A 25,942-nucleotide genomic window follows, 5' to 3' on the forward strand; every position below is an offset into this window, starting at 1 on the left:
ATTCATTACTCCCCTCAATGTCATTTTGTATTTATCTCTAGTGGACTGGATGCTTGCCCCAGTCTAGCAATCAAACGGTAGCCATTGCAGACATGCAAAAAGACCTCTTTTCCCGAAGAAAAGAGGTCGCTGTCGTCACGTACAAAACAAACGTGTCCTTGTCCCCCTTATCTTCCAGACTACTTTTGTTTCTGCAGGAATTAGCACCGTGCACGTCGCCTGAAACTTTAATCGCTACAAAAGCGACCAAAGAGCGTCATGTCGGTTGCCGGGTATCATCGGGCCAGTCCCTCCACCTTCTCTGGATAAGGTATCCATCGTATGCAATTATGATTTAGTTTGAATCATACAGCCACACTTACACGCTGTCAACACCCTTTTTCAGCTGCCCCCATCCATTTTTACTACCAGCTATAGTGCGTACCGGAAGCAGCTGGGCGATCCCAATTCCACCAGTCCACCTTGCCCAAAAAGGCCGCTGTAATCGACTTTTCCTGTTGCAGCTTGAGTAACTCCTTGGTCGGTCCGGTCAAAACAGCACCATAAATACGGACGCCATTTTTTTGCATGTACTGGTAACGCTCGGCAATTTGCGGCTTGCTCCTAGAAACCAAGCTAAACCCTATTTCATTGGTCAGCCGCTCCTGTTCGGTAAGATATTTCATTTCGCTCAAATAAACTGCTGCCCGGCGCAGTCCTTCGCCATTGACCAGAATCGGGGCATTCCCGTAATTAAGCTCCCGCTCCGCAAACCCCCAGACGTCACCAGCGCCGAGAAGACGAACTCCTTCCCCAGCATCACTGCGTGCCTGCTCCTGCCCTGAATCGACAGCAAACCAGACTGTTTCATATGCATCACTGCTAACATAGCGGGAAATAAGCGAGTAATATTCCTCGTAGCTCAAAAAATGGTCAAAGGAGATAGCCAGCTGAGATACTGTGCCCTCCGGCAGCTTTCCCATCGTCGTCCAGGCAGGTGTACGTAGATACTCCGAGTCCGCCAGCGTCACCTTCTGCCCCGTAATCGGATAGCTGAAAAAGAGCTTTTGCTCCCTGATCCCGTTTGTCCACTCTGGCTTGGCACTTGTCTTCCACAAATAGTTGGTGCTTTCGAAGCTTCCGGCGTTTTTGTCCTCGCTCCCCACCCGCTCACGCAGTTCCATCCTGATCTTCCCGTAAAATAAACCGACCTCTGAGCCACTGCTACCTACACTCACGCCCGGCTGCGTGAAGTTGACCATATCCTTGGCGACCCGGAACAAATCGTCGTGCATCAGGGAACCAAACCAGCCGTTCACCACAAACAGCAAGACACCTGCAAAAAAGGCAAGCGCCATCGTAAACGCGGAATTCGATAGGCGCATCCTCCATTTACCCCGCCGAATGATAGCCCGCTGTTTCTCTTCTGTAAGAGCGGCAGGGGCCTCTTTGCCTGGGTCAGAGCCCGTGCCTTGCTCTTCCCCCAGCAGAAGCCGTTCCAATCGCTGGGCGTACTCCTCATCTCTGATTACTTCTTCCCCGAGCCTTTGCTCCTCGCCCTCTGTCATTTCTCCTCGCAGGTAAGCGAGCAGCTTTTGATCCCTGCTATTTTTGTCTTTATTCTCCATCTGCTCCATCCCTCCACAACTTTCGCATCTTTTGCCGCCCTCGAAACAGAGAACGCTTTACGTCAGCCACATCGATACCCAATATTTCTGCGATTTCTGCATAGGAAAAGGAAGCTGCTGCAAGCAGAATGACCTGCTTTTGCTTTTCTGGTAGCTGCAGAAGAATTTCCTGAGCCATTTCCCACATTTCCTTGTGCACCACAGTTTCCGCAGGATCATCCACCTGCTGGTCAGCTTGTTCAGGAAGCTGCCCTACCAGCTGCAAGGGTCGCTTCGTCTGTTTACGATGCCAATCGACAAAGGCGTGGTACGCTACCTTGAACAGCCACGGCCTGACTTTTTCCCCGTGGTAATCGTCCAGGGACAAAAAGGCGCGGAAAAAGGTTTCCTGCGCCAGGTCCTCTGCCTGCCGTGCATCGCGTGTCAGCCGGAAAAGGTAGCGGTATATATCGTTTACGTGCAGTTTGTACACGTCGTCCAAGCTCACTTTCCCAACGCTTCCACACCCTTTCATTGACTACCACGCTTGGAATGGAAAAAAGTTTCACTTCGTCCACATTTCCTTTTGTTCTTTTGTGCACACTTGGCGGAAAAACAATTTGACTCCCGGTTCAGATCGTCATATCATGATGGTATCGCACACGATTTAGCAGCGTGTGAACCATATTACTCTTATCGCGAGCTGGCTGAGGGACTGGCCCTATGATGCCCGGCAACCGGCGCTCTTCTATTTTTGATTGATAGAATAGCGAAACGGTGCTAATTCCAACGGATAAGAGTCGAGACAGGAGAACCACTTCTGCGCGTCTCGGCTACTGACCCGAGAGATGAGAGGAGACGAAGACTCTTTTATAGTCGACAACCGCCTCCCTACTCACGGGGAGGCTTTTTACATTTCCTGCACGAACAAAAAGGAGGATTAGCCCTGGCATGAGTGAGCAACGCATCCTCGTAACCTATCTGACACAAGCCAAGGATCTAAACAAAAAAGCAGCTGCGATCGCAGTCGGAATGACAGTCGGATCATGGACTGACCTGCCCGCTGCCAAGCAAGCAGAGCTGCAGCCATATTTGGGCGAAGCCGTAAGTGCGACCCCGCTTGAAACACTTCCGGACGGGGAAACTCGTGGTTTGATAACCGTCAGCTACCCTACTCGGAATTTTACACAAGATATTCCGTCTCTGTTGACAGGCATTTTCGGAAAGCTCTCCATGGATGGGAAAATCAAGCTCGTTGACGTCGTTTTTCCCGATTCATTCCTGACAGCTTTCCCTGGTCCGAAATATGGAATCGACGGACTACGCAGCCGTTTAGGTGCGCACGATCGCCCTCTTCTGATGAGCATTTTCAAGTCCTGCCTCGGCCTTCCTTTTGATGATTTGAAAACGCAGTTTCGTGCCCAGGCATTGGGCGGTGTTGATCTGGTCAAAGATGACGAAATCTTCTTTGCAGATGATCGTGCCCCTTTCCTGGAGCGAATCAAAGCGTTCAAGCAAATTGCAGTGGAAACAGAAGCGGAAACAGGCAAGCCTGTCCTGTATGCAGCCAACCTGACTGGTCCTGTAAACGAGCTGAATGAAAAGGCAAAGCGTGCAGTTGAGGCTGGTGCAGATTGTCTGTTGTTCAACGTACTGGCCTTTGGCTTTGACGCTCTGCACAGACTGGCACAGGACCCTGATGTTCGCGTGCCCATCATGGCTCACCCGGCATTGGCTGGTGCGTATTATCCATCGCCTGATTACGGAATTGCCACTCCGCTCTTGCTTGGTACATTGATGCGGATTGCAGGTGCTGACCTGGTGCTGTTCCCATCCCCGTACGGCAATGTAGCCTTGGACAAATCGGAAGCACTCCAGCTTGCCCAAAAGCTCACAGCACCACTGGAAGGCATTCGCCGTTCATTCCCCGTTCCGTCCGCGGGAATCCATCCTGGACTTGTGCCACAGCTGTTTGCAGACTTCGGCTTGGATCAAATCGTCAATGCTGGCGGTGGAATTCACGGCCATCCAAGCGGAGCGACTGCGGGAGCAAAAGCATTCGTCGCTGCGATCCAGGGGGTCACTGCTGGACGTACGTTGCAGGATGCCGCGTCCGAATCGCCAGAGCTGGCTATTGCCCTAGAGAAATGGGGTGGCGGACGATGAGCAAAAAGCTGGTCCTCTTCTGCGATTTTGATGGAACCATCACGGAAAAAGACAATATCGTAGCGATTGTTCGCAAATTTGCTCCCCTTGAGTGGGAAGCGCTGACCGAGCAAATCCTTTCCCAAAAAATTAGCGTACAGGAAGGGGTAGGCAAGCTGTTTCAGCTTCTCCCCTCTTCCCTGCGCCAAGAGATCGTGGACTATATCGTAAACGAAGCTTCTATTCGTCCCGGCTTTGCGGAGTTTGTAAGCTTTTGCCGCAGCGAAGGTATCGAGCTGTTAATTACGAGCGGTGGAATCGACTTTTTCGTAGAGCCGATCCTCGCACCGTTCGATCTGTCCGATGTGCCTATCTACTGTAATGGCAGTGATTTCTCAGGCGAGCGTATTACCATTACGTGGCCGCATTCCTGCGACGAGCACTGCACAAACGGCTGTGGAATGTGCAAGACCACCATCATTCGCCGCTATGACTCAGCGAATCACTACCGCGTCGTCATCGGCGATTCCATCACTGATTTGGCAGGTGCAAAGATCGCTAATTTTGTCATCGCACGCTCCTTCCTCGCCCAGAAATCAGAGGAGCTGCAATTGCCTCATCAGACCTTTGCCACGTTCCACGACGTGATTGCTATTTTAAAAGAAATCCAATTGCAACAGGAGGTCGTCTGATCCATGACAGCAACCCTAGAGGAGCGCCTGGACGCATTTCGTCGTCTCGATGACGCCAAGCTAACTTTTGCCCGGCGGGACTGGTTCCCCGGCACCAGTGGCAATCTTTCGATTAAAATAGAGAATGAACCGCTGCAATTCGCGGTGACAGCAAGCGGCAAGGATAAAACAAAGCTTTCCCCAGAAGATTATATGGTAGTGGACAAAGACTCCCGTCCGGTGGATGCGACAACGCTAAAGCCTTCGGCGGAAACCTTGATCCACGCGGTGGTCTACAACAAATTCCCGCAGGCAGGTGCCTGCTTCCATGTTCATACGGTGTGGAACAACCTCATCTCTGAGCTGTACTTTGGACAACGCGCCTTCTCCATCCAGGGGCAGGAGCTGATCAAGGGTCTGGGAATCTGGGAAGAAAACGCACAAATCACGGTTCCGATTGTTGAGAACTTTGCCGATATTCCAACTCTAGCAGCCGCAATCGAAAAAGTAATCACCCCTGAAGTCCCTGGGGTTCTCATTCGCAACCACGGGATTTACGCCTGGGGCGGCAACGACTTTGAGGCCAAGCGTCACCTGGAAGCATTTGAATTCCTGTTTGAGTACCACGCCCGCTGGCTGCAACTGCGCCAAGCTGCCGTGTCCACTACATCTACTAATTGAGGAGGATTTAAACGATGGCACAAGTACGTTTTCACGACAACAACGAGTACATTAGCGCTCCAGAGGAAGTAGTTGCATTCCTGAATTCCCAAGAGATCATTTATGAAAACTGGGGAGTAGACCGTTTGGATGCAAAGCACCGCGACAACTACAGCCCAACTGATGAAGAAAAACAAGAAATCCTGGACACCTTCAAGCCTGAAATCGACGACATCAGCAAGCGTCGTGGCTACCTGACAGCAGATATTATCGTCCTGTCCGACAAAGTTCCGAATCTGGATGAGCTGTTGGTGAAATTCAAAGGCGAGCATCATCATACAGATGACGAGTGCCGCTTCTGCGTAGACGGTCATGGCATTTTTGCGATCAAAGGAAAGGACGATCGTTACTTCGACGTTGAGCTCTCTCCTGGCGATCTGATTTCCGTACCGCCAAACTACCGTCATTACTTTACACTGATGGACGACCGTAAAATCAAAGCAATCCGTCTGTTCGTTACTCCAGCAGGCTGGGAAGCAATCTACTAATTCAAAAGCAAAACCAAAGTCCCTGGTCATTTTTAGACCAGGGTTTCTTTTTTGGAGGCACAACGTTATTTGATTACACCATTTCCTTTGATCGATACATCTGGCACGATCCGGACAGTAGCATTGGCGAATGCTTTCGGCCAATCATCCTCTACCTTCTTCCATTCTTTGTACGCATAGGCACGCGCGTAAATACCGAAGCCAAACGGGTCTACCTCTTTTTTCTGGCATTTGGCAATGAGCTGCTCGAAGTGCTTCCGCAGCTCTTCCTCAATCATTTTCTCCATTTTCTTGTAATCCTTCTCCATGTTGAACGGAAACATTCTCTCTGAAATCGCGATTCTCATTTTCAGCTGGACATCGAAGTGGAAATGTCCGTCCTTGTATTCAGTTTTCACTTTTCGAGATACGCCCTTCACGATATAACTGATCTTGTCCTTCACAATTTTCTTTTGGGTGGCTTCCTCCAAAGGCACAGGAACCGTGAGCGATATTTCCCCCCGCTTTTCATAGAGCAGCATTTGCATGAGGATGGTATCCCTTTCACTAATTAGCTCTCCGTAGGTACCCTTTTTGGATAGAAGCGCTGTTCCCATAATCATTACCGCCTTTTCCTTTTTCATCTCCGTCACTGATGGGGTCATTCCCTTTTCAAACATCTGCCTGTGAAGCTCCTGCGCTCTCGTTTTGACGGTAAGATTCCGGTAGTTGGCAGTATCGATCAGCTTGGTTAGATGCAGAGCCAGACGAGGCTTGTCCTTCGGGTTGAAGTGAAAGAGATCATGAACGGGTCCATCAAAAACGATGATTCGCGCATTCACGGTGAATCGCGCATCGCGAAAAACCGCATCCAACAATCTAAACCAATCAGGGTGCTGTACGAGCCGCTTTCCAAGAACAATCACTTGTATTTTCCCCGCAACGGTCAATGCCGTGACCAGCCTGTCGTATCCAAGCCTCGACTCACGCAGGGTATCTGCTCGTACCCCAAATTCCTCGGACTTTTCCTTCGCTTCTCTGCTGAAAACGGGACTGGTCATATAAAACAAAAGTTCATTCTTTTCGTTTAGATCTATTCCCGTCATCAAAGCAAGCGTGGTATCCTCCAAATTAATTCGATCCATGCACCCCGGCAAGATCGTAACCAGAACGATTATCAATGTGATGTGTATGAGTTTTTTCAAGCTTTTTGTCCTCCAGCCGATTTTTGTAGTAACCAAACCGGGACCCACGCCAGAAAAGGAAGGATATAACCCATAGCTAATCCTGCTAGACTCCATACCTCGCTCCATGTTTTCACCTCAACGAACGAAGGGGTATACAGCCAAAATACCACCACGATGAGCGGAACTATTATCTTCAAATGCATTCGATGATCCTGCATTCCAAATAACTGACTTGTGGTAAAGACAGTGAAATACATGTACGGAATGGTGGTTGTTGACAAGATGAGGGAATAGAATGCGAGAAAAACAATATCAATTCGCTCCAAAAACCTGTATTCAATGACTTTCCACAAATTAAGCGTGGGCCATTTATACTGTGTAATTTCATCTGGACTAAAAAAAGCGAAACAGAATAAGGTGACTGATAAAAACACTAGTAATGACAATGTATTGGCCACTACAATTCCGAGTGTGGCATGTTTTTTTTTCTGAAGAAATGGATAGAGAAAAAATGCCAGCTCAAACCCCAAAAAAGACAGTATTGTGGTTTTAGTCGCAAGTAAAACAGGTCTTATCCCCTCTTTTAAAACAGGCAGCAAATGCAGCCAATGCGTATCTTTGAATGATGTCATTAGCACAAGTGGCATCCACAGGGTGATATAGAAAATCAGTTCCGAATACCTTCCTATTACGCGCAATCCCCCTCGAACGATATAGTAGATCGGTATTCCAAACAATATGACCACGATGTAGGCCGGGGTCTGAGTTAATATCCATACATTGATTATAGCAACCGTATTGGCAATCACCGTAAAAAGGGCTAGCGCAAAGTATATTGCCACAATGAAGATGCCTGCCTTGCCTAGCCATCGGCCCAAAAAGAGTGGAAGGATGTCGATAATGGTATATTCAGGATAGCGCTTCATAATGTTGATGATGAGTATACTCGCTAGTAAGGCAAATAGCCATCCAAGGATGAGGGAGATCCAACCGTCCGTTCCTGCGACTTCTGCTACATCTCGCGGCATGGACAAAACACCGATTCCCACCTGAGTTCCGTGAATCAAAAGGATGTATTGAAGGAGAGTTATCTCATTGTACGCGTACTTTTTCACTTTCCTTCCCCCTCTTGATGATTGTCCTCTAGCCTTTGCGATTGAACAGCTCTTGCGCTCACTGGTCGTTCAGTCATTTTAAAAAGTGGCAGGCGAATAAAAAAGTCTTTCCAGTCCTTGAATCTTACAGGAGCTAACGGACTTCCGTATGGGACACCTAACGATTCCAACGAGATCAGATGCCCAATCAAGGTCATGAATCCGATGACGATCCCTATAATCCCAAACATAGCAGCGAGCCCCATCATGAGAAAGCGAATCAGCCTGATAGCAGACGCCATATCATAGTTCGGGATGATAAACGAAGAAATGGCGGTGAACGCCACCACAATCACCATAATATTGCTGACGATTCCGGCCTGCACGACAGCCTGGCCAATGACGATTCCACCCACAATTCCTACTGTCTGTCCGATTGGGGCTGGCAAGCGTACCCCTGCTTCGCGGAGCATTTCCAAAGTCAATTCCATCATCACGGCTTCCAAAAGCGGAGGAAATGGCACTCTCTCGCGTGACTCTCCTACCGAAATAATCAGGTCTAACGGAATCACTTCATAATTAAACGATATGACGGCAATGTAGATAGCCGGAAGAAAGGTAGCGATCAAAAAGGCCAGAAAGCGAAGAAGACGGATAAACGTCGATACCAGCCAACGTGTGCTGTAGTCATCCACATTTTGGAAAAAAGAAGCGAATGATACTGGTCCAACCAACACGCTTGGAGAACGGTCGACTACAACGACGATCCTTCCCTGTAAAATATGAGATGCGGCTGAATCAGGCCTTTCAGTCGTAATAAACTGAGGAAAAGGCGAGTATGGGTTGTCCTCAATGAATTCCTCCAGCTCACCCGTATTGAGGATCGTATCTACGTTGATTTTTTTAATCCGGTTCTCTAACTCCTGAAGCACCTCTGGTTTACAGACATCAGCTAAAAAGAGGACTGAGACTTTGCTTGCACCTCTTTTCCCTATCAAAAATTCCTTGATCTTCAGTTCACGATTGGGGATATATCGGCGAATTAACGCGATATTTTGGATACCTGTCTCTACAAAACCTTGATGAGCACCCTTCAGGGATGCTTCCAGCTGAGGGTCTTCGATCGCACGCTGAGGCCAACCGTGTGTCTCCACGGATAAAGCTTCTTTTCGCCCCTCAATAAACAAAAGGCTACTGCCCTGCAAAATCGCCTCTTCTACTTTATTGAAATCATAAAGCGTCGTTACTTTTCCCACAGACAAAAGATCCATAATGCTCGTCTGGCCGCGTTCGAGTGGCGCCAACAGTGGACGCAGCACATTGTTGTTAATCGAGTTTTTGTCTACCAGCCCGGTCAAATAAACAAGAGCTAGTCGTCCCTCTATGAGTTTGCTCTCGAAATCCCTGATCACTAAATCTGGAGTAAACGTAAAAATACGATGCAGCTCAGCGATATTCTCATCTAAGCTTTCGTTAATTTCGAGTGCTTTTTTTGGTCCTGACAAGCCCGCAGAGTGGCTCATCCGGTTTGCAGCTGATGCTCTTTTTCGTTTAAGCCATCCTCTCGACTTCATCTGACCACGTTCCTTGCGGCTTTTTATTTGTCTCGTTAGCGTTGGTGATCGCTTCCAACTTTATGCATGATGTGGTCAAAACGATTTGATTCGCGGATAGGATCGTACATATTGAACACAAAAAGGAGCAGAGAATGGACTCTGCTCCTTCTGTCATGTTATCTATAGTCCTTACACGGTATACTCTCCAGCGGTGATGACACGGTCTGCAATCGCACGCTTGAGCTGAACTGTATTGATCGGCGTACGGCGCGTCAGCTTTTTCAAAATGGACAGGCGCAGCCGCAAGTCGTCGCCCTCTTCCATTGCTGCCAGCGCTTCCTTCGCCCAGCCCTCGATTCGATCGAATGCTTCCTGTACATAGACTGTCGTCATTTCCAGCTTTTGCTGCGCATTCTCAAGTCCTGTAGCTACAATCGCCCGCTCCGTCCGCTTCACGACACTGTCCATTGCGTACAGCTCGATCAGCATGTCAGCGGAGTATGCCAGCAGCTCCTGTTCCTGGGAAATCGCCTGTTGATATTTCATCAGCGCAGAACCTGCTACCATCAGAATAATCTTGCGGGTCATGTCAATCAGATGCTTCTCAGCTGCGAGCGGTGCATCCTCAATCTCTTCCGGATAGTAGCTCATCAGCTCTTCCTGAAGGCTGGCAGCAGCTTGCATCAGCGGAAGCTCGCCCTTCATTGCTTTTTTCACGAGTGTATCAGGGATCAGCAGTCGGTTAATTTCATTGGTTCCTTCGAAAATTCGATTGATGCGGGAATCCCGATACATGTTTTCGATCTCATATTCAGACATGAAGCCGTAGCCACCGTGGATTTGCACGCCTTCGTCCACGCAATAATCCAATACTTCTGTCGCAAACACTTTGTTAATCGAACACTCGATTGCGTAGTCTGCGATTGCTTTTGCCACCTCTGCTCCTTCGTCGGCTTTGTCTCCCAATCGATTCAAAGCAGTATCGAAGAGGCCAACCGTGCGATATACCGAGCTTTCAGCTGCGTATGTTTTGATCGCCATGTTTGCCAGCTTGTTTTTGATCAGCGTGAAATTGGCGAGCGGTGTCTTGAATTGCTTCCGCTCCTTGGCGTAATTCGTCGCAATCTCCAACGCCCGTTTCGCCGAGCCCACTGCCCCTACCGCCAGCTTGTAGCGACCGACGTTCAAAATGTTAAAGGCAATAACATGCCCACGTCCCGGCTCGCCCAATAGGTTTTCAACCGGAACCTGCACATCTTCCAAAATGACTGTGCGTGTAGACGAGCCCTTGATTCCCATCTTTTTCTCTTCTGGTCCAAACGAAATGCCCGGGAAGGTACGCTCCACGATAAAGGCGCTGAACTTGTCGCCATCAATTTTGGCATAAACGATAAACACATCGGCGAAACCAGCGTTTGTGATCCATTGCTTCTCCCCGTTCAGGAGATAGTGCGTTCCATCTGCGGATAAGGTTGCGGTCGTTTTGGCACCCAAGGCATCCGATCCAGATCCTGGTTCAGTCAAGCAATAAGCAGCCAGTCGTTTGCCCGATGCGAGATCAGGCAAGTAGCGCCGCTTCTGGTCGTCTGTACCGAAGTACACAATCGGCAAAGAACCGATGCCCACGTGTGCCCCATAGCTGAGGGCAAAACCGCGAGAGAGCGAAAATTTTTCCGTGACGAGGGCTGTACTTACTTTATCGAGGCCGAGTCCGTCATACTTTTCTGGCACATCGCCAGCGAGCAAGCCCAGCTCTCCTGCTTCCTTCAGCAGACGAACAGAGATATCAAACTGATGGTTTTCGATCTCCTCCAGATGAGGGCGCACTTCGTTTACGATAAACTCCTCGGTTGTCTTGGCAATCATTTTATGCTCATCACTGAACTGCTCTGGCACAAACACATCATCAGGCGAACCAGCATCAATCAAAAAGCTTCCACCACGGATCAATTCTTCCGTATCTGCCATTACAAACCCTCTCCTTATACGAAAATGGACGTACTTGCTTAAATCATTTCAAAGACGCCAGCTGCTCCCATGCCTCCACCTACACACATCGTAACGACTCCGTACTTGCCGCCCCGTCTTTTTAGCTCGTTCAAGATAGAGATCGTCAGTTTTGCTCCGGTACATCCCATCGGGTGGCCCATCGCAATTGCGCCGCCGTTGACGTTTACTTTTTCCGGGTCCAAGCCCAGCTCGCGGATAACTGCGATTGCCTGGGAAGCGAACGCTTCGTTCAGCTCAAACAAGTCAACATCCTCGATACTGATTCCTGCCAGCTTCAACGCTTTCGGAACAGCTACAATCGGGCCGATCCCCATGATATCAGGATCTACGCCTCCTACAGTGAAGGAGCGGAATTTGGCGATCGGTGTGACGCCGAGCTCGGCAGCTTTTTCAGCGGACATCACGAGAACCGCAGCAGCACCATCGCTTGTTTGCGAGGAGTTTCCTGCCGTCACACTGCCTTGTACATGAAACACTGGACGGAGCTTAGCAAGCGCCTCCATCGTCGTATCAGCGCGTGCGCCCTCGTCCTTGTCAAATACGCGCTCCTTTACTTGCAGCTTGCCCTCTGCATCAAAAGAATGCTGCTTCACAGTCATCGGAACGATTTCGTCCTGAAACTTGCCCGCTGCAATCGCAGCAACCGCTCGCTGATGGCTCGTCAAAGCAAAAGCATCTTGTGCCTCTCTGGTCACGTCGTAGCGCTTTGCTACCTCTTCTGCCGTATGTCCCATGCCCATGTACGCTTCTGGCATTGTCTTTACGAGAGTTGGGTTGAGCGCGACCTTGTGTCCGACCATCGGCAAGAGGCTCATGCTCTCCACTCCACCAGCCACCAGCACATCGGAGCTGCCGACCATGATCTGTTGTGCGGCGTATGCAATGGTTTGCAGCCCTGATGAACAAAAACGGTTGATTGTAATCCCTGCTACATTGCTGGGCAATCCGGCACGCAGTCCAACCAGACGTGCCATGTTCATCCCTTGCTCAGCCTCGGGTACAGCCGTACCCATGATGACATCTTCTATATCAGCAGGGTCTAGCTGCGGAACGCGTCTCAGCAAATCACACACAACGGCGGCTCCTAAATCTACTGGATGAACATCCTTCAGACTGCCTCGCTTTGCCCTGCCAACCGCGGTCCGTGCTCCTGCGACGATAACGGCTTCTCTCATCGTTTTTGCCTCCTTCTCATTAGTTGCGCAAGGGCTTGTTTTTGGTCAGCATATGCTGCATGCGTTGCTGGGTCTTCTGCGTTTTGAGAAGCTCTAGAAACGCTTGCTTTTCGAGTCCTAAAATGTACTCCTCCGTTACCTCTGTACCCGCTGGCAGATTGCCGCCAGACATGACATACGCAATCTTGTTTGCAATCAGCTCGTCATGGTCAGAGATGTACCCGCTCTTTTTCATCGCGTACACATTTTGAGACAGATTGGCATAGCCGGTTTCTCCGATGATCTTGATTTTGCGAGGGGCTGGCGGCGTATAGCCTTCTTTGTCCATGGACAGCACAAGCTGCTTTGCATCGTACAACAGATGATCAGGGTTGATGCTGATTCGGTCTGTCGTTCGCAAATAACCGAGATTGATCGCTTCCTGACCGCTCGTCGATACTTTAGCCATGGCAATTGTCTCAAACGCCTTGGCAACCAATGGGAACGAATCGACAGGCACACTACCGGTATCAGGCAGATTTTCCATGGCGCGGAACAGCATTTCCTTGGTTCCCCCGCCGCCTGGCAAAAGTCCTACGCCCACTTCCACCAGTCCGAGATATGTTTCGGCTGAAGCTTGCACGCGGTCAGCCAAATACAGGACCTCTACTCCTCCACCGAGCGTCATGCCAAACGGAGCTGCCACCACAGGGCGATGCAAATAGCGCAGCGCTCTTCCTGCTTTGTGGAAGTTGGTTACTAAAAGGTCGAGCTCCAGCCAGTTTTCGTCCTGGGCTTCCATGAGCGCCATCGCCAAGTTCATTCCGACGCAAAAGTTTTTGCCCTGATTTCCAATGACCAGGCCGACAAAGTTTTTTTGTACTTCTTCTGCGGCTATATGAGCCATTTGCAGCAAATCCATGCCCAGAGCATTATGCGGGGAAGTAAACTCCAAACACGCCACACCGTCGCCCAGATCAATCAAGGCGGCACCTGCATTTTTGCGGATCAGCTTACCTTGCTCTTTCAGCGCAGCCAGGTTGATCCTTTCCTTTTTTTCTTTTACGTTTTTATAGATATCGCCAATCGAAAATACAGCGGTACGTCCTACGTTTTTGTCATAAAAAGAAGTTTTTCCGCTTGCCAGCAGCTCTTCCACGAGAGCTGGAATCGTCTCGCCCTCTTCGCGCATGCGCGCAACGGATTTTTCTATACCGATGGCATCCCACGTCTCAAAAGGTCCCAGCTCCCAGCCGAAGCCCCATTTCATTGCCTGATCGACTGCGACGAGATCGTCTGCAATTTCGTGAGCTTTGTCTGCCGAATACAGCAGCACCTTTTTCAAGACGCTCCAGACAAATTCGCTCCCTTTGTCCTTGCCATATGCGAGAGCCTTGAGCTTTTCTGGCAGCGTCTTGGCTGTTTTGGCTGCATCAAGAGACGCAAATTTGGCCTTGATGCTTGGACGGTATTCCAGCGTTTGGGTATCCAGCGCTAAAATTTCTTTGCCTTGGGCAGATTTGATTTGCTTGAAAAAGCCTTGACCTGCCTTTTGCCCGATCATGCGTTTTTCGACCATTTGCAGTACGAACTCCGGCACTTCAAAGATGGCCTTTTCCTGTGCATCCATGCTCTTGTTTCGGACGTTGCCTGCCACGTGTACATAGGTGTCCAGTCCGACTACGTCCAGTGTGCGGAAGGTAGCGCTCTTGGGGCGACCAATCACAGGACCGGTCAAGGCATCGACCTCATCCACTCCCAAGCCGATGCGCTGCATCTCATGAATGGATACTTGAAGCCCGTATGTACCGATCCGATTGGCAATAAAGTTTGGCGTATCCTTGCACAGCACCGTTCCTTTTCCAAGCACATGCTCGCCAAAATCGCTCATAAAGGAAACAATCGCTGGATCTGTATCATGACTTGGAATAATCTCAAGCAGCTTTAGGTAGCGAGGAGGATTAAAGAAATGGGTGCCAAGGAAGTGTTTGCGGAAATCTTCGGATCTGCCTTCAGCCATTTCATTAATAGAAACTCCTGATGTGTTGGAGGTGACGATCGTACCCGGCTTGCGATGCGCTTCTATTTGTGCAAACACCTGTTTTTTTACATCGAGATTTTCCACAACAACCTCGATAATCCAGTCCACATTGGACAAAAGAGAAAGATGGTCGTCAAAATTGCCCACTGTAATCAGATCGATGCTCTTTTTATCGTAGAGTGGGGTCGGCTTTTCTTTTAACAGTCGATCCTTGCCCGATTGCGCGATGCGATTTCTGACGATGGAATCTGCCAGTGTCAGTCCTTTTTTGCTCTCATCCTCGGTCAATTCACGTGGCACAATATCCAGCAATAAGGTAGGAATCCCCACGTTTGCCAAGTGTGCTGCGATTCCGGCTCCCATCACGCCAGAACCTAGAACGGCTGCCTTGCGAATTTTGCGCTCCATCACATTTCCTCCTTACAATTAGAAAGCCTGGCTTTGCCAAGCCTTTTGGTGACGTCCTGAGTTCACTTATGCTGATTTTTACCCAATATTCAGACTAGTGGAGTATTCCTATAACTTCTACTCTTCCATAGATATTCCTGTAAAACACAGCTCATGTCTTTCGTTGAATGAATACTCATTCATTATCGATTCTAAAAAATCACATCCCGGATGAATGGCCTCTAACTGCGCCAAAGAGATGCCTGTCTTGCAAACTGAATCACCGTTCAGTTTCATTGTAAACGAATATTCTGTCAGTTGCAATCGCCACTTATTCCTTTCTAAGTGCTTTTTCAAAAAAACAGAAAAAGCATCTGTTGCCCAGATGCCTCTTCTTTGCTTCATGTTATTTTTCAGTGTAAATGATATTCGTAATTTTTTGACCATAGGCATTGGAACCATCCGGCTCGAACACGTACTCCAGCTGGTATTTGCCGTTTTTGGAATCCTGATATTGCCCCGTTACCCATAGCATTAGCTTGTTGTTCTCATCTATTTTTACTGTCACGTTTCCATGATCCGTAAACGTAGGTCGATGCGGCAATCCATTCAAGGTTTTGAGCGCAGCTGGTGTTAACAAAGTAGACAGCTTTGCTTGGTCGTTGGCTTCGTACGCCATGCTTGCTGCTCTTAAATACACTTTTGCAATCCTTTGTTTATGTGGAGCTATTCCTTTGAATTGACTGGAGGCATCCTTCACAAAATAGTCATACAGTCTTTTCATTACCACGGCGAATTCTGCCCGGGTCATTACTTTTTGTGGCTCAAAATTTTTTTCTGAAAGAAAGAAATTGAATTCGCGAATGGCTAGTGGGTATGGTGAGTATGTATCGCGGTAAAAGCTTTCCTGCTTCCATTCGTAAAAGCTGGTGAAGTATGCCGGTGCATCCTGTGGCTTAATATTCGCCGTTCTGAATTTTTGCGGCATCATCAAATGGAACAAAAGCAAGCTGGCTTCTTCCCTAGACAGCGGGTGCTGCAAGGCTTGACTGGACATCCACCAGTCATAGTTTTCCTTTTCCTGCTTCTTCATCAACTGATAGTTGTCAGCTAGATAGAGATAGTACAGCATCCGATCTCCCGGATCAAACTTGTTTACGACTCCCGTCTCGATTTGTAGCATGGTACGCATGTTGGTCAACAGCTGCTCTGCTTCCTGGCGCAGTAAGTAGCGGGAATCCAGATTGCTTTTTCGCTCTGTCCGATCCACTCGTCCATAAACTGCTTCAAAGACGCGATTCATGAGAGCCAAAGCTTCTCCCCGTGCTACCGGATTGTTCGGATGAAAGGGTATGTAGCCATTCCCCTTCAAAATGCCTAGTTCAGCCAATTCGTTAATTTGCTGTTCTGCCCAGTGTCCCCTAGTGTCAGTGAACATAACAGCTGCACTCGCATTGCCTGTAAAAGTGCTCTGTACAAGCAGCAGAGCCATGAGAAAACAAACGACGAAACGCTTCATCATGACTGTTTTTACTCCCTTCTTTCTATCTATTTCGCCACACCATCCCCAATCTATTCGGTTTCTTTCTCCGAATATGAGTATATGACACTAATTCCCCTAGAAGATAGACCATGAAATGGTTGGCTCTACGCTGGTCTTCCTGCTTGAGACCTAGCTACCTCTTGTATCGGGAATCAACCCGCTTTTGTTTATACTTTTTGCTGGAATAGAAAAAAGCCGCCCTCATCAACGAGAGCAGCTTGTTTTCCATGCCAAAATCAGGCTTCGATCTTCTCCATCCACACTGGTCCCTTGGTCACGAGTATGCGATATAAAATCAGATCCAGAATCGCAAATAGCGCAAAGAGTCCTACTGCCGCAACTGTCATGGAACCACCCATGGCAAATGCCCCAGCAATCGCAAGTCCACCTGCGAGAGCACTTGCTAGCAGCGTGAACAGCGGGTTTAGGTTTTGCTTTACAGCTTCCTGCTCTGAGCTCCAGCTCAGCTTTGGCAGGTGCAAATCAACCATGATCCCAAACAGATTGATAAATATAATGCCAGGAATCCCGATGAGTAAGCAGTAGATCACAAAGACAGGCGAGAGCTGTAGCAGCCAGGCTCCCTCTGCAAGCAACAGCAGCATGCTCACGACACTCAATATAATTCCGGGAATGAGTTTGGCAATCAGGATTTTTGGATAAGGAATAGGCAGACTCTTGTTCAGGAAAAAGCCTTGGCCGTCTCGCGTAATTGCAGTAACAGAGGTACTATTGGCACCCGCCATCACCAGAAATGAAGCAAAAGCAACGGCAAGTGAGATGCCTCCCGCTTCGTCACCTTGCAGTCGGGCACTCAAGGAAGCCAGCATCTCACCGCTATCCTGACGGCTCAATATCGGGATCAAGGCAATCACTGGCAAGAGTACACTGGACAGCGTGCAGTTCATCAAGTAGGCAGGCGTACGCCAAAGAATTCTCCATTCTTTTAGTCCATAGGCCATGAGCGCTGAACGTGGGCGTACGAGCTTTTGAAAAGCGGATTCATCGACTTTTTTCCGTTTGGCCATCGCTTCACTGATTCCCATGACCCCGCGAAAATAGAGTCGATTTCCCGCGAAGAAAAACACAAGCACACTAGCAATAGCGACGAGCAGAAAAGCTGCCAAATAGCCAAGTCCACTCCAGCTATCACTGCCAATCAGAGCCAAAGCAGCCAGCTTGCTTGCCGGAAATAGCTGCGTGACCAGATTGAGCAGAACATTGTCTCCATTTGCGATCATTTGCTGCATTTGCTCGATGTTGTCCATCTTGCCACTCGTTTGTCGCTGAATGACTGCCTGAAAACCTACCGCTGCGGCAATGGCTACAAGCCCTCCGATCAACCGAAAGCGGTCCTTGCTTTTTCCGACACTGGTAAAGCGCATGAACAGCATGACGACCAAAGCAGAGAGCACGAGCGGAAAGATCGGTACTACCAAATAAACGAGCAGAGCAAAGAGATAGTACAGGACGCCCGCCCCACTCTTGACCCCATATGTGACAAGCAATGGTGCTAAAAGCAAAAGCGACGTCAAATATTCATAGAAAAGGGCGACGAGAAACTTTGCTCCTAGAATTTGCCATGGTGCTAGCGGCAAGGGGAGCATATGCTCGACATCCTGCGAGTAATAAAAGACCGAAAGCACATACACAATCCCAAGCACAAAAATGGCGAGCGAGACAAACGCCACTCCAAGGCCGAGAAGTGCGCCTTCTTGACCGATCAATGCCAGCCCGTCATATAGACCTGCCATAAACATGACTCCTACCAGCATCAATGGCAATACGCCGATTCCTATCGCAAGCAGGATGAGGGCGCTTTTCCAGCCGCTCCCCTTTTTGTTTCCCCACGCGGACCCGGCATTTTTCATCATGATTTTGGAGAGAAGTAAAATTTTACTCATGCTTCGTCAACTCCAGGAACAAGCTTTCCAACGAATTATTCGATTGAAAATGCTGCTGCATTTCTGCAAAAGTGCCGCAAAACAAGATTTGCCCCTTATTGATGATCGCCACTCGATCACACAGCTTTTCTGCTACCTCAAGGACGTGCGTTGAAAAGAACACCGTCCGTCCACTATCCGCATGCTCACGCATCATTTCCTTTAGCGTATACGAAGATTTCGGGTCCAGTCCGGTGAGCGGCTCATCCAAAATCCAAACCTCCGGATGGTGCACCAATACGCCCATAATCATGATCTTTTGGCGCATACCATGCGAGTAGCTTTGGATCGTATCTCCGAGGGCATTCGTCATATCAAAACGCTGTGCCAGCTGCAGGATTCGTTCGTTTCGAACTTTTTGCGGCACCTCGTAAATATCTGCCATGAAGCTGACATACTCCAGGCCCTTTAGTCGCAGGAACATATCAGGACTATCAGGCACATAGCCAAATTGACGCTTCGCCGCAAGTGTTTCTGTGGCGATATCTTTGCCATTGATTTTGATTTGTCCCGCATTCGGGCGAATAATACCTGTAATCATTTTGATTGTAGTCGTCTTTCCTGCACCATTCGGACCGAGAAAGCCAAAAATCTCGCCCTTTGGAATCGTAAGACTCACGTTATCGACGGCTTTGATCGTGTTGTTGTAGCTTTTGGTCACACCAGTAAGTTCAATCATCCCTGCCCCTCCTGTTGTCTATTTTCCAGCCAATCCCATACACTTCTAATACGTGCTGCTCCCGCAAAAGGTTGCGTCTGATTCAAAAGGAAAGAAAAAAGCCGCTGGAAATCAACGGCTTTTTGGCGTGTTGTATTAATTTTGTGGGACGTAGCTACCGTCGCGCAGCATAGTCAGCTCGCCCATGATAAATGCCATATCTTCGGACTCTTCCATTTTACCTGATTCTTCCAGCGCCTCAAGGCGACGCAAAAGAATGTTGGCAAAATCCTCAATGTGTACAGGACGGCCTTCCAAATCAGCGTCATCCAGTACGTCATAACCTGTCAAGGCTTCTAAATGAGTCACGATGCGGAAACCGCCGATTTCTCCCAAAAATTCTTGCTGATTCACTTTTGATTTTTCCAATTTTTGCAGCATGGACAGAACATCATTCGCTACTACACTTGGAAAAGCTACTTGATAAAAGTTACGGTTTTTTGCTTCTACTGTCTTAATAATCAACACATCGATGCCGTCTAGCTTTTTCGCCTTTTTTCCAAATCCAAACATTTATTTTTCCACCTCAATTGTTCGATCTGCATAACTCTCTCCATGATAGACATAATTTAGAACCGACACAACCCCCATCCTGTTTCCTTTTTGCTAGAATCGAGGACCAGATTGCGTCAGGGAAATATTTACATGGCTATTTGCCCCCTCGCCCACACACGCTAACGAGAAAACGGCTGTGTCCAAAAGAGGCGGTGTAATTATGTTCAAATGGAAAAATTGGATATTCCTTCTAACCCTATCCCTGCTCGTGACGGGTTGTAATTCGCCCTCGAACGAGGAGAAAGCAAAAGAAAAGGCAAAAGCGCAGAGCAAGCCTCCGAAGCAAACTGCCCTGCAGAAGCTTGGAGATAACAAAATGGAGGTCGTGCTGTTTTTAAATCGTGCCGAGCATGTGCTGGAGGAAGTATATTATTCCGCACTGGAAAATGCCAAAGGCAAAACCGTTCATGAGGATAGTCTGACCTATCGCGAATTACCAAAACGATTTGACAGCAAGGATAAAATCGTTGGCTACTTCTCCCGCTTCTGGAGCAAACCGCTCGCCGAAGCCATATACGACAATATGTCTACCAAGCTGGTAAAAGATAAGGTATATGTTTCACTGCCAAGTACGGACTATCCCACTATGATTTCAGTCCGAAACATAAATGTGCAAAAGCTGAATGGCGATTTAAACGTGACAGTAGAAAATGCAGCCGATGCTTCCGTTGTTGCAGACCGAACGATTCGCTACCACCTCGTTCGCGATAAAAAAACGAAACGCTATGAGATTAAATCGCGTAATGGGACATACGGCAGCGAAAATTTTCAATAAATCTCTTGACATTTTGTGAGGGACCGGCGAATAATATTGAATTAATAAGCACATAGTGATCGGCAATGACGGGGAACAGTAAAACTGCCCTTCAGGCTCAGAGAGCGAAATCCACCGGCTGAAAGGTTTCGCCCTTGAATCAGTTTGAACCCACCCCAGAGCATCCAGGGAAGACCTGGACAGGTTTCTTTCACCTGTTATCAAAGAAAGAGAGCCGGACGTCTTTTGTACCCTATTAGGTCGCTGACGTCAAATAAGGTGGTACCGCGGAGGTCATCATGCCCTTTCGTCCTTATCAAAGAGACGAAAGGGCTTTTTTGCGTGTTTTTGAATACGCACTATTATTGTCTGGAAGCAGGGGGTTCGGTCATGAAGAAGGGTAAAATGCGGTTGGTTGTCAAAGTTGGCAGCAGTTCTCTGGCAGCGCCCAGCGGTGGTGTCGACCCAGCCAAGATGTCGCTGCTCGTCTCAGCTGTCAGTCAGCTGCGGGAAGCAGGTCATCAAGTTGTGCTGGTTTCCTCGGGAGCAGTCGCTAGCGGCTATCAAAGCCTGGGGTATAAACAGCGACCGCGTACGCTGGCTGCCAAGCAAGCTGCCGCTGCGATCGGACAAAGCTTGCTGATGCAAACCTACACGCAGCTGTTTGCCGCGCACCGCTTCAGCGTCGCTCAAATTCTTTTGACACGTGGTGACTTTTCCAACCGGGAGCGTTATCAGCATGCCTTTCAAACCTTGTCCCTCCTGTTGGATAAAAATATTTTGCCAATCATCAATGAAAACGACACGGTCTCAGTAGCAGAGCTTACCTTTGGCGATAATGACATGCTCGGCGCATTAGTAGCAGGCTTGGTACATGCAGACCTTTACCTGATTCTCACAGATACGAACGGACTTTACGATAAAGACCCGCGTAATCATCCCGATGCCAAGCGCATTTCATGGCTTTCTGAAGTAACTGAGGAGATAGAAGCGCTCGCTGGAGGAGCATCACAGCTTGGTACTGGAGGCATGCGCTCCAAGCTGATCGCAGCGAAGACGGCACAAGGTCTTGGGATACCGAGCTTTATCGGAAAATTGGATCAACCTTCTGACTTGCTCGATATTTTACATGGCAGCGGCAATGGTACGTATGTCAGCTATCAGCCAGAGGCTCCTGCTTCGAGCGGAGTCCCGACTCGCAAGCAATGGATTGCTCTCCACTCAACGATTCGCGGCTCCATCTCGATCGACAGCGGTGCGGCTGAAGCCATACTCGAAAAGCGCCGCAGCCTCCTGCTCGCCGGAGTGCGCGGTGTCGACGGTACTTTCGCTCCTGGGGAAGTCATCGAGGTTTATTGTGACGGAGCATTGATCGGACGCGGTGTCAGCAGATATGATGCTGCCGATTTAGTAGACCTTCTCTCACCTGCTGGGTCAACGCGACGCAGCGGTACCGTAATCCATCGCGATCACTGGACACAGATCACATAGACCGGCGCTTCCCTACAGAACGAACGGTTTGACCGGAATAGAAAAAATAAAGGAGCTGGGGAGATCATGGAAAGCTTGAAGGAAAAAGTGCTGGGACAGATTGCATTGGCAAAACAGGCGTCACGCCAAATGGCCTTGCTGAGTCGGGCTGAAAAGGATAAAGCGCTGGCAGCTATCGGGGAGCAGCTTCAGGCAGATTCAGACGTCATTTTGGCTGCAAATGAGCAGGATTTGGCTAGGGCTGAGGCAGATGGTCAGCCTGCTTCCTATCTGGATCGACTGCGACTGACACCTGACCGTATTCGCGATTTGGTCGATGGTCTGCAGCAGCTTATCTCTCTCGAGGACCCAGTTGGACAAAGAATGGATCAATGGACGCGACCAAACGGATTGGTCATCGAACAAGTACGCGTCCCGCTTGGCGTCATCGGCATGGTGTATGAAGCCCGTCCCAATGTGACGATCGATGCTGCTGCCATCGCATTAAAAACAGGCAATGCGATTGTACTACGTGGAAGCCATAGCGCGGTTTCAAGCAATTTGGCGCTGGTCAGCAGCATCCGGGCTGGTCTTCGGCGTGTAGGCATTTCTTCTGAGGCGGTCCAGTATCTTCCCTTTGCAGAGCATGCCTCCGTCGATATTTTATGTACGGCGAATGGTCTCATTGATGTCATCATTCCGCGCGGTGGTGCGGGCCTGATTAATCGGGTCCTGGAGATATCGAGCGTACCTGTTTTGGAGACTGGCGTAGGCAACTGCCACATTTTCATCGACCAGACAGCTTCCTACGAGATGGCTCGTGCAATCGTCATCAATGCCAAAACGAGTCGCCCCGCTGTATGCAACGCGGCTGAGACGCTGCTTTTGCATCGAGAATGGCCACTTGGTCACCAAAACGAGCTGCTCAAGCAATTGCTCGAAGCTGGCGTAGAAATCAGAGCTTGCGAACAAACAAAAGCCTTGCACTCTGACCTAAGCGCTCATCTGCACCTGGCCTCCGTTTCTGACTGGGATGCTGAGTTCTCTGACTTAATTTTGGCTGTTCGCACTGTTGATACGTTGGCAGATGCCATCCATCATATTGCCAAGCATAGCACGGGTCATTCTGAAGCCATTATCACCGAAGACAATGACGCTGCTCGCCGCTTCCTGACTACGGTCGATTCGACTACCGTTTATCATAATGCATCTACTCGCTTCACGGACGGCGGAGAATTCGGTTTTGGCGCCGAAATCGGCATCAGTACACAAAAGCTCCATGCACGCGGTCCGATGGGCTTGCCTGCTCTTACTTCCTATAAATATGTCGTCCGCGGAACCGGGCAAATCCGATAGTCCATAAGGAGGGAACACCAATGAACAAGCAAGACAGTATGTGCATAGAAGGACGGATCGGATTTCTCGGCGCTGGCTCCATCGTAGAAGCCATGTTGTCCGGCATTCTCAAAAAAGGACTACTCTCTCCAGACCGGCTTCTGATCTCCAATCGCAATAATCAGGAGCGCTTGGAGCAGCTGGCTGATTGCTACGGTGTGAAGTTTACTCAGGATAAGCTTGAGGTGGCTCGTACTTCTGACATTTTGATTTTGGCAATCAAGCCAAAGGATGCTGCGGAAGCACTGCGAGAGCTGCGTGGCGTCGTTCATCCTGGTCAGCTAATCATCTCTGTCGTGGCTGGCGTCCATACCACCCTCATCGGCGAATGGCTCGGTGTGAATTGTCCGATCGTTCGTACGATGCCAAATACATCCTCCGCTGTGGGACTTTCCGCTACGGGGCTTGCAGCAAATTCCTTTGTGACGGATGACCAACTCCAACAGGCCATTCGCCTTTTTGAAGCTATCGGCACGGTTTATGAGGTAGCCGAAGAGGAGCTCGATATCATCACCGGGCTGTCCGGGAGCGGTCCCGCCTATATTTATTACCTGGTTGAAGCAATGATGGCTGCGGGGGCAACAGCTGGGCTGGATCGGGAAATGGCGCGTCAGCTGACGCTGCAAACTGTAATCGGTGCGGCTCACATGCTACTCGATACCCGCGCTGAGCCAGCGATTTTGCGGCAGCAAGTAACCAGTCCAGGCGGAACGACACAAGCCGGGTTGGAGGTTTTGGAAGCCTATCAATTCCAGCAGGGAGTTACCGCAGCCATTTTGCGTGCCACGGAACGCTCACGGGAAATGGGCGCACAATACCACTAGCTTTTTCCCCTTCTCCCTCTCGTGTATAATGAAAGGAAAAATACAGAAGGGAGGTTGCCATGGAAATCTACGCCTTGTACGGAACTAGTGGAACTGGAAAAAGCTCAAGCGCGCTTGAGCTAGCTTATCGCATGAACATTGATGCCATTATTGATGACGGCATTCTCATATACGAAGGGCGTAAAATAGCCGGTACCTCCGCTAAGTATGAAAAGACGAAAATTCAGGCAGTCAAACGCGCCATTTTTCACTATAAGGAGCATGCTGCGGAAGTAAAACAAAGTCTTGAGCAGATTCAACCCGCACGGCTACTCATCTTGGGAACATCGATGCGGATGATTGAACGAATCGTGGAAGCATTACAGCTTTCCAATACGGTCGAATATATTCCGATTGAGTCAATCAAGCCACAGCAAGAAATTGAAGCGGCACAATACGTTCGCCAAACGATGGGAAGACACGTCATCCCGATCCCACGCGTAGAGGTGGAAAAAGACTTTTTGCAGCGTCTGATTGCTTCTGCACAGCAGATTTTCAGCTCAAAAAGAGAAGTCATTGGCGAATCAACGGTGGTTCATCCGCCATTTTCCGGGGGACGTATTCAAATCCATCCACAAGTGCTCCGGAAAATTGTGCTGGCCACCTGCAATAGCTTTGCTGAGGTAGGGCAAGTGATCAAAACCGTTTTTACATTTGACGATCTGCCTCGACTCCAAATCACACTAGGACTAAAGCTGCCTTATGGAAGCGATATCCACACACTCGTGCAGGAAATTCAGCAGGCTGTACACAAAGAAACCAGCTATTGCCTGAACATCGCTCCGGCTAGCATCGATATTCAAGTGGCTGCTCTGGAGATAACTACTACCACGGCGCCCATAACCAACCTGGAAACGAATGCTACCAGCTGACAAATCAGCTGGTTCTTTTTTTGCCTGTTTTCCACCACGGATATTTCATAGTCGGTGGCTCATCCTATAAGTTGTATCCCACCTGAAAGGAGCAATACGATGCCATCCCTTATGTCTTCCGCACCTTTCTCGCAAGCGCCCATTCCCGAACCACCACAAGTCATTACGTCAAAGGATTTGAGCTATCTCAAGGACGCCTTGTCCTGGGAGCTAATTGCCTTCAAAAAGCTGCATGCATTTGCGCAGCAGGCAACTGATCCACAGGTTAAGCAGGCTTTAGAAAAAGCAGGGCAAATGCATCAGCAGCACTACCAAAAGCTGCTCACTCACCTGCAAAACAACAATACAGCCGTTATGTCAACTCTTCCGCAGACGCAATCCCAGCAACAGCAGCAACCACAGATGCAGTAGGGGAGGAAATCCGGATGCCAAATCAAAATCAAATCGCAAACCCGCAAACAGGACATCTGCCACAGGTTAAAGGTCCGCAGATGAACGATCGGGACTATCTCAATGATTGCTTGGCGACCTGCAAGTTATTGACAGACAACTTCAACGTCGCTGTGCGTGAAGCGAGCCATCAACAGCTGCATGCCGATATGATGCAGATTTTGAATGAAACGCATCAAGGTGCACGCGAAGCCTATAACCTCATGTTCCAAAAGGGCTGGTACAAGCTGGAGGCGGCTGAGCAGCAACAGCTGCAGCAAGCTTATCAGCAATTCAGTGGTTACTCGACTCAGTTTCCTTATCATTGATTAGAAAACCGGACTCCGTCATGTTTTTTGGCGGAGTCAGGCTTGAGTTGTTA

The 25,942-nt window shown here is 49.1% G+C and carries 23 protein-coding genes, 2 riboswitches and 1 other annotated feature; of the genes, 11 read left to right on the top strand and 12 right to left on the bottom strand.

Annotated elements, in window-relative coordinates; genetic code table 11:
* Nucleotides 1–164: 164 nt before the first annotated feature.
* Nucleotides 165–312: riboswitch (SAM riboswitch) on the bottom strand.
* Between the two features lie 92 nt (nt 313–404).
* Both SB752_RS02335 and SB752_RS02340 read right to left on the bottom strand, forming a co-directional pair.
* Complete coding sequence (locus SB752_RS02335) at nt 405–1,607, bottom strand: anti sigma factor C-terminal domain-containing protein (protein ID WP_410714126.1); 1,203 nt, start codon at nt 1,605–1,607, stop codon at nt 405–407.
* On the bottom strand, nt 1,597–2,094 hold the full coding sequence (locus SB752_RS02340) for a sigma-70 family RNA polymerase sigma factor (protein WP_410714127.1): 498 nt from the start codon (nt 2,092–2,094) through the stop codon (nt 1,597–1,599). Before SB752_RS02340 ends, SB752_RS02335 begins: the two co-directional genes overlap by 11 nt.
* A gap of 182 nt (nt 2,095–2,276) precedes the next feature.
* Nucleotides 2,277–2,386: riboswitch (SAM riboswitch) on the top strand.
* 151 nt (nt 2,387–2,537) lie between these two features.
* Here SB752_RS02340 and SB752_RS02345 point away from each other — a divergent pair.
* Genes SB752_RS02345 through SB752_RS02360 form a run of 4 tightly spaced genes read left to right on the top strand, consistent with a single transcriptional unit; the run spans nt 2,538 to nt 5,610 of the window.
* Nucleotides 2,538–3,752, top strand: coding sequence for a 2,3-diketo-5-methylthiopentyl-1-phosphate enolase (locus tag SB752_RS02345; RefSeq protein WP_410714128.1), 1,215 nt, complete (start codon nt 2,538–2,540; stop codon nt 3,750–3,752).
* Nucleotides 3,749–4,423: a 2-hydroxy-3-keto-5-methylthiopentenyl-1-phosphate phosphatase gene (locus SB752_RS02350; protein ID WP_410714129.1), complete on the top strand. Its 675-nt coding sequence runs from the start codon at nt 3,749–3,751 to the stop codon at nt 4,421–4,423. Before SB752_RS02345 ends, SB752_RS02350 begins: the two co-directional genes overlap by 4 nt.
* A 3-nt stretch (nt 4,424–4,426) precedes the next feature.
* Nucleotides 4,427–5,083: a methylthioribulose 1-phosphate dehydratase gene (locus tag SB752_RS02355; RefSeq protein WP_410714130.1), complete on the top strand. Its 657-nt coding sequence runs from the start codon at nt 4,427–4,429 to the stop codon at nt 5,081–5,083.
* Between the two features lie 14 nt (nt 5,084–5,097).
* A complete protein-coding gene (locus SB752_RS02360) occupies nt 5,098–5,610 on the top strand; it encodes a cupin domain-containing protein (protein ID WP_410714131.1) in 513 nt (170 codons plus the stop codon).
* 65 nt (nt 5,611–5,675) lie between these two features.
* On the opposite strand, the gene SB752_RS02365 is transcribed toward SB752_RS02360, so the two are convergent.
* From SB752_RS02365 to SB752_RS02410, 10 genes are all read right to left on the bottom strand, one after another.
* The gene (locus SB752_RS02365) at nt 5,676–6,794 is read right to left on the bottom strand and encodes a Ger(x)C family spore germination protein (protein ID WP_410714132.1); all 1,119 of its coding nucleotides are present in this window, start codon (nt 6,792–6,794) and stop codon (nt 5,676–5,678) included.
* Entirely contained in the window at nt 6,791–7,891 is a 1,101-nt protein-coding gene (locus SB752_RS02370; protein ID WP_410714133.1) for a GerAB/ArcD/ProY family transporter, read from the bottom strand. The genes SB752_RS02365 and SB752_RS02370 overlap by 4 nt, the downstream gene beginning before the upstream one ends.
* On the bottom strand, nt 7,888–9,444 hold the full coding sequence (locus tag SB752_RS02375) for a spore germination protein (protein ID WP_410714134.1): 1,557 nt from the start codon (nt 9,442–9,444) through the stop codon (nt 7,888–7,890). Before SB752_RS02375 ends, SB752_RS02370 begins: the two co-directional genes overlap by 4 nt.
* 171 nt (nt 9,445–9,615) lie before the next feature.
* Nucleotides 9,616–11,394 (bottom strand): acyl-CoA dehydrogenase family protein, encoded by a 1,779-nt coding sequence (locus SB752_RS02380; protein WP_410714135.1) that lies wholly within the window; start codon nt 11,392–11,394, stop codon nt 9,616–9,618.
* A 38-nt stretch (nt 11,395–11,432) separates the two neighbouring features.
* Nucleotides 11,433–12,611, bottom strand: a complete 1,179-nt coding sequence (locus SB752_RS02385) for an acetyl-CoA C-acetyltransferase (RefSeq protein ID WP_410714136.1) — start codon at nt 12,609–12,611, stop codon at nt 11,433–11,435.
* Between the two features lie 19 nt (nt 12,612–12,630).
* Nucleotides 12,631–15,039 carry a 3-hydroxyacyl-CoA dehydrogenase/enoyl-CoA hydratase family protein gene (locus tag SB752_RS02390; RefSeq protein ID WP_410714137.1) on the bottom strand — a complete coding sequence of 803 codons (2,409 nt, stop codon included), beginning with the start codon at nt 15,037–15,039 and terminating at the stop codon, nt 12,631–12,633.
* A 385-nt stretch (nt 15,040–15,424) separates the two neighbouring features.
* Nucleotides 15,425–16,540, bottom strand: a complete 1,116-nt coding sequence (locus SB752_RS02395; protein WP_410714138.1) for an S-layer homology domain-containing protein — start codon at nt 16,538–16,540, stop codon at nt 15,425–15,427.
* Between the two features lie 257 nt (nt 16,541–16,797).
* On the bottom strand, nt 16,798–18,465 hold the full coding sequence (locus tag SB752_RS02400) for a putative ABC transporter permease subunit (RefSeq protein ID WP_410714139.1): 1,668 nt from the start codon (nt 18,463–18,465) through the stop codon (nt 16,798–16,800).
* Nucleotides 18,458–19,183: an ABC transporter ATP-binding protein gene (locus SB752_RS02405; RefSeq protein ID WP_212965414.1), complete on the bottom strand. Its 726-nt coding sequence runs from the start codon at nt 19,181–19,183 to the stop codon at nt 18,458–18,460. Before SB752_RS02405 ends, SB752_RS02400 begins: the two co-directional genes overlap by 8 nt.
* 135 nt (nt 19,184–19,318) lie before the next feature.
* The gene (locus SB752_RS02410) at nt 19,319–19,735 is read right to left on the bottom strand and encodes a hypothetical protein (protein WP_103104163.1); all 417 of its coding nucleotides are present in this window, start codon (nt 19,733–19,735) and stop codon (nt 19,319–19,321) included.
* A gap of 202 nt (nt 19,736–19,937) precedes the next feature.
* On the opposite strand from SB752_RS02410, the gene SB752_RS02415 reads away from it, so the two are divergent.
* The 7 genes from SB752_RS02415 to SB752_RS02445 all read left to right on the top strand — a co-directional run bounded on the left by SB752_RS02415 (nt 19,938) and on the right by SB752_RS02445 (nt 25,889).
* Entirely contained in the window at nt 19,938–20,552 is a 615-nt protein-coding gene (locus SB752_RS02415; protein WP_410714140.1) for a hypothetical protein, read from the top strand.
* Between the two features lie 56 nt (nt 20,553–20,608).
* Nucleotides 20,609–20,849, top strand: a binding site (T-box leader).
* Between the two features lie 72 nt (nt 20,850–20,921).
* Entirely contained in the window at nt 20,922–22,022 is a 1,101-nt protein-coding gene (proB, locus tag SB752_RS02420; protein WP_410714141.1) for a glutamate 5-kinase, read from the top strand.
* 66 nt (nt 22,023–22,088) lie between these two features.
* Nucleotides 22,089–23,357, top strand: coding sequence for a glutamate-5-semialdehyde dehydrogenase (locus SB752_RS02425; protein ID WP_410714142.1), 1,269 nt, complete (start codon nt 22,089–22,091; stop codon nt 23,355–23,357).
* Nucleotides 23,358–23,377: 20 nt separating this feature from the next.
* Complete coding sequence (gene proC / locus SB752_RS02430; protein ID WP_410714143.1) at nt 23,378–24,220, top strand: pyrroline-5-carboxylate reductase; 843 nt, start codon at nt 23,378–23,380, stop codon at nt 24,218–24,220.
* 59 nt (nt 24,221–24,279) lie between these two features.
* Entirely contained in the window at nt 24,280–25,131 is an 852-nt protein-coding gene (locus tag SB752_RS02435; RefSeq protein WP_410714144.1) for a hypothetical protein, read from the top strand.
* Between the two features lie 99 nt (nt 25,132–25,230).
* The gene (locus tag SB752_RS02440; RefSeq protein WP_103104157.1) at nt 25,231–25,542 is read left to right on the top strand and encodes a ferritin-like domain-containing protein; all 312 of its coding nucleotides are present in this window, start codon (nt 25,231–25,233) and stop codon (nt 25,540–25,542) included.
* Nucleotides 25,543–25,556: 14 nt separating this feature from the next.
* Nucleotides 25,557–25,889 (top strand): spore coat protein, encoded by a 333-nt coding sequence (locus SB752_RS02445; RefSeq protein ID WP_410714145.1) that lies wholly within the window; start codon nt 25,557–25,559, stop codon nt 25,887–25,889.
* Nucleotides 25,890–25,942 lie beyond the last annotated feature (53 nt).

It is taken from the genome of Brevibacillus sp. SIMBA_040 (assembly GCF_046535075.1).
Taxonomy (GTDB): domain Bacteria; phylum Bacillota; class Bacilli; order Brevibacillales; family Brevibacillaceae; genus Brevibacillus.

Excerpts from the sequence above, each read along its gene's own strand:
- SB752_RS02335 (WP_410714126.1), bottom strand. The coding sequence starts at position 1,607 with ATGGAGAATAAAGACAAAAATAGCAGGGATCAAAAGCTGCTCGCTTAC.
- SB752_RS02345 (WP_410714128.1), top strand. The coding sequence starts at position 2,538 with ATGAGTGAGCAACGCATCCTCGTAACCTATCTGACACAAGCCAAGGAT.
- SB752_RS02350 (WP_410714129.1), top strand. The coding sequence starts at position 3,749 with ATGAGCAAAAAGCTGGTCCTCTTCTGCGATTTTGATGGAACCATCACG.
- SB752_RS02355 (WP_410714130.1), top strand. The coding sequence starts at position 4,427 with ATGACAGCAACCCTAGAGGAGCGCCTGGACGCATTTCGTCGTCTCGAT.
- SB752_RS02360 (WP_410714131.1), top strand. The coding sequence starts at position 5,098 with ATGGCACAAGTACGTTTTCACGACAACAACGAGTACATTAGCGCTCCA.
- SB752_RS02375 (WP_410714134.1), bottom strand. The coding sequence starts at position 9,444 with ATGAAGTCGAGAGGATGGCTTAAACGAAAAAGAGCATCAGCTGCAAAC.
- SB752_RS02380 (WP_410714135.1), bottom strand. The coding sequence starts at position 11,394 with ATGGCAGATACGGAAGAATTGATCCGTGGTGGAAGCTTTTTGATTGAT.
- SB752_RS02385 (WP_410714136.1), bottom strand. The coding sequence starts at position 12,611 with ATGAGAGAAGCCGTTATCGTCGCAGGAGCACGGACCGCGGTTGGCAGG.
- SB752_RS02390 (WP_410714137.1), bottom strand. The coding sequence starts at position 15,039 with ATGGAGCGCAAAATTCGCAAGGCAGCCGTTCTAGGTTCTGGCGTGATG.
- SB752_RS02395 (WP_410714138.1), bottom strand. The coding sequence starts at position 16,540 with ATGATGAAGCGTTTCGTCGTTTGTTTTCTCATGGCTCTGCTGCTTGTA.
- SB752_RS02400 (WP_410714139.1), bottom strand. The coding sequence starts at position 18,465 with ATGAGTAAAATTTTACTTCTCTCCAAAATCATGATGAAAAATGCCGGG.
- SB752_RS02405 (WP_212965414.1), bottom strand. The coding sequence starts at position 19,183 with ATGATTGAACTTACTGGTGTGACCAAAAGCTACAACAACACGATCAAA.
- SB752_RS02410 (WP_103104163.1), bottom strand. The coding sequence starts at position 19,735 with ATGTTTGGATTTGGAAAAAAGGCGAAAAAGCTAGACGGCATCGATGTG.
- SB752_RS02415 (WP_410714140.1), top strand. The coding sequence starts at position 19,938 with ATGTTCAAATGGAAAAATTGGATATTCCTTCTAACCCTATCCCTGCTC.
- proB (WP_410714141.1), top strand. The coding sequence starts at position 20,922 with ATGAAGAAGGGTAAAATGCGGTTGGTTGTCAAAGTTGGCAGCAGTTCT.
- SB752_RS02425 (WP_410714142.1), top strand. The coding sequence starts at position 22,089 with ATGGAAAGCTTGAAGGAAAAAGTGCTGGGACAGATTGCATTGGCAAAA.
- proC (WP_410714143.1), top strand. The coding sequence starts at position 23,378 with ATGAACAAGCAAGACAGTATGTGCATAGAAGGACGGATCGGATTTCTC.
- SB752_RS02435 (WP_410714144.1), top strand. The coding sequence starts at position 24,280 with ATGGAAATCTACGCCTTGTACGGAACTAGTGGAACTGGAAAAAGCTCA.
- SB752_RS02440 (WP_103104157.1), top strand. The coding sequence starts at position 25,231 with ATGCCATCCCTTATGTCTTCCGCACCTTTCTCGCAAGCGCCCATTCCC.
- SB752_RS02445 (WP_410714145.1), top strand. The coding sequence starts at position 25,557 with ATGCCAAATCAAAATCAAATCGCAAACCCGCAAACAGGACATCTGCCA.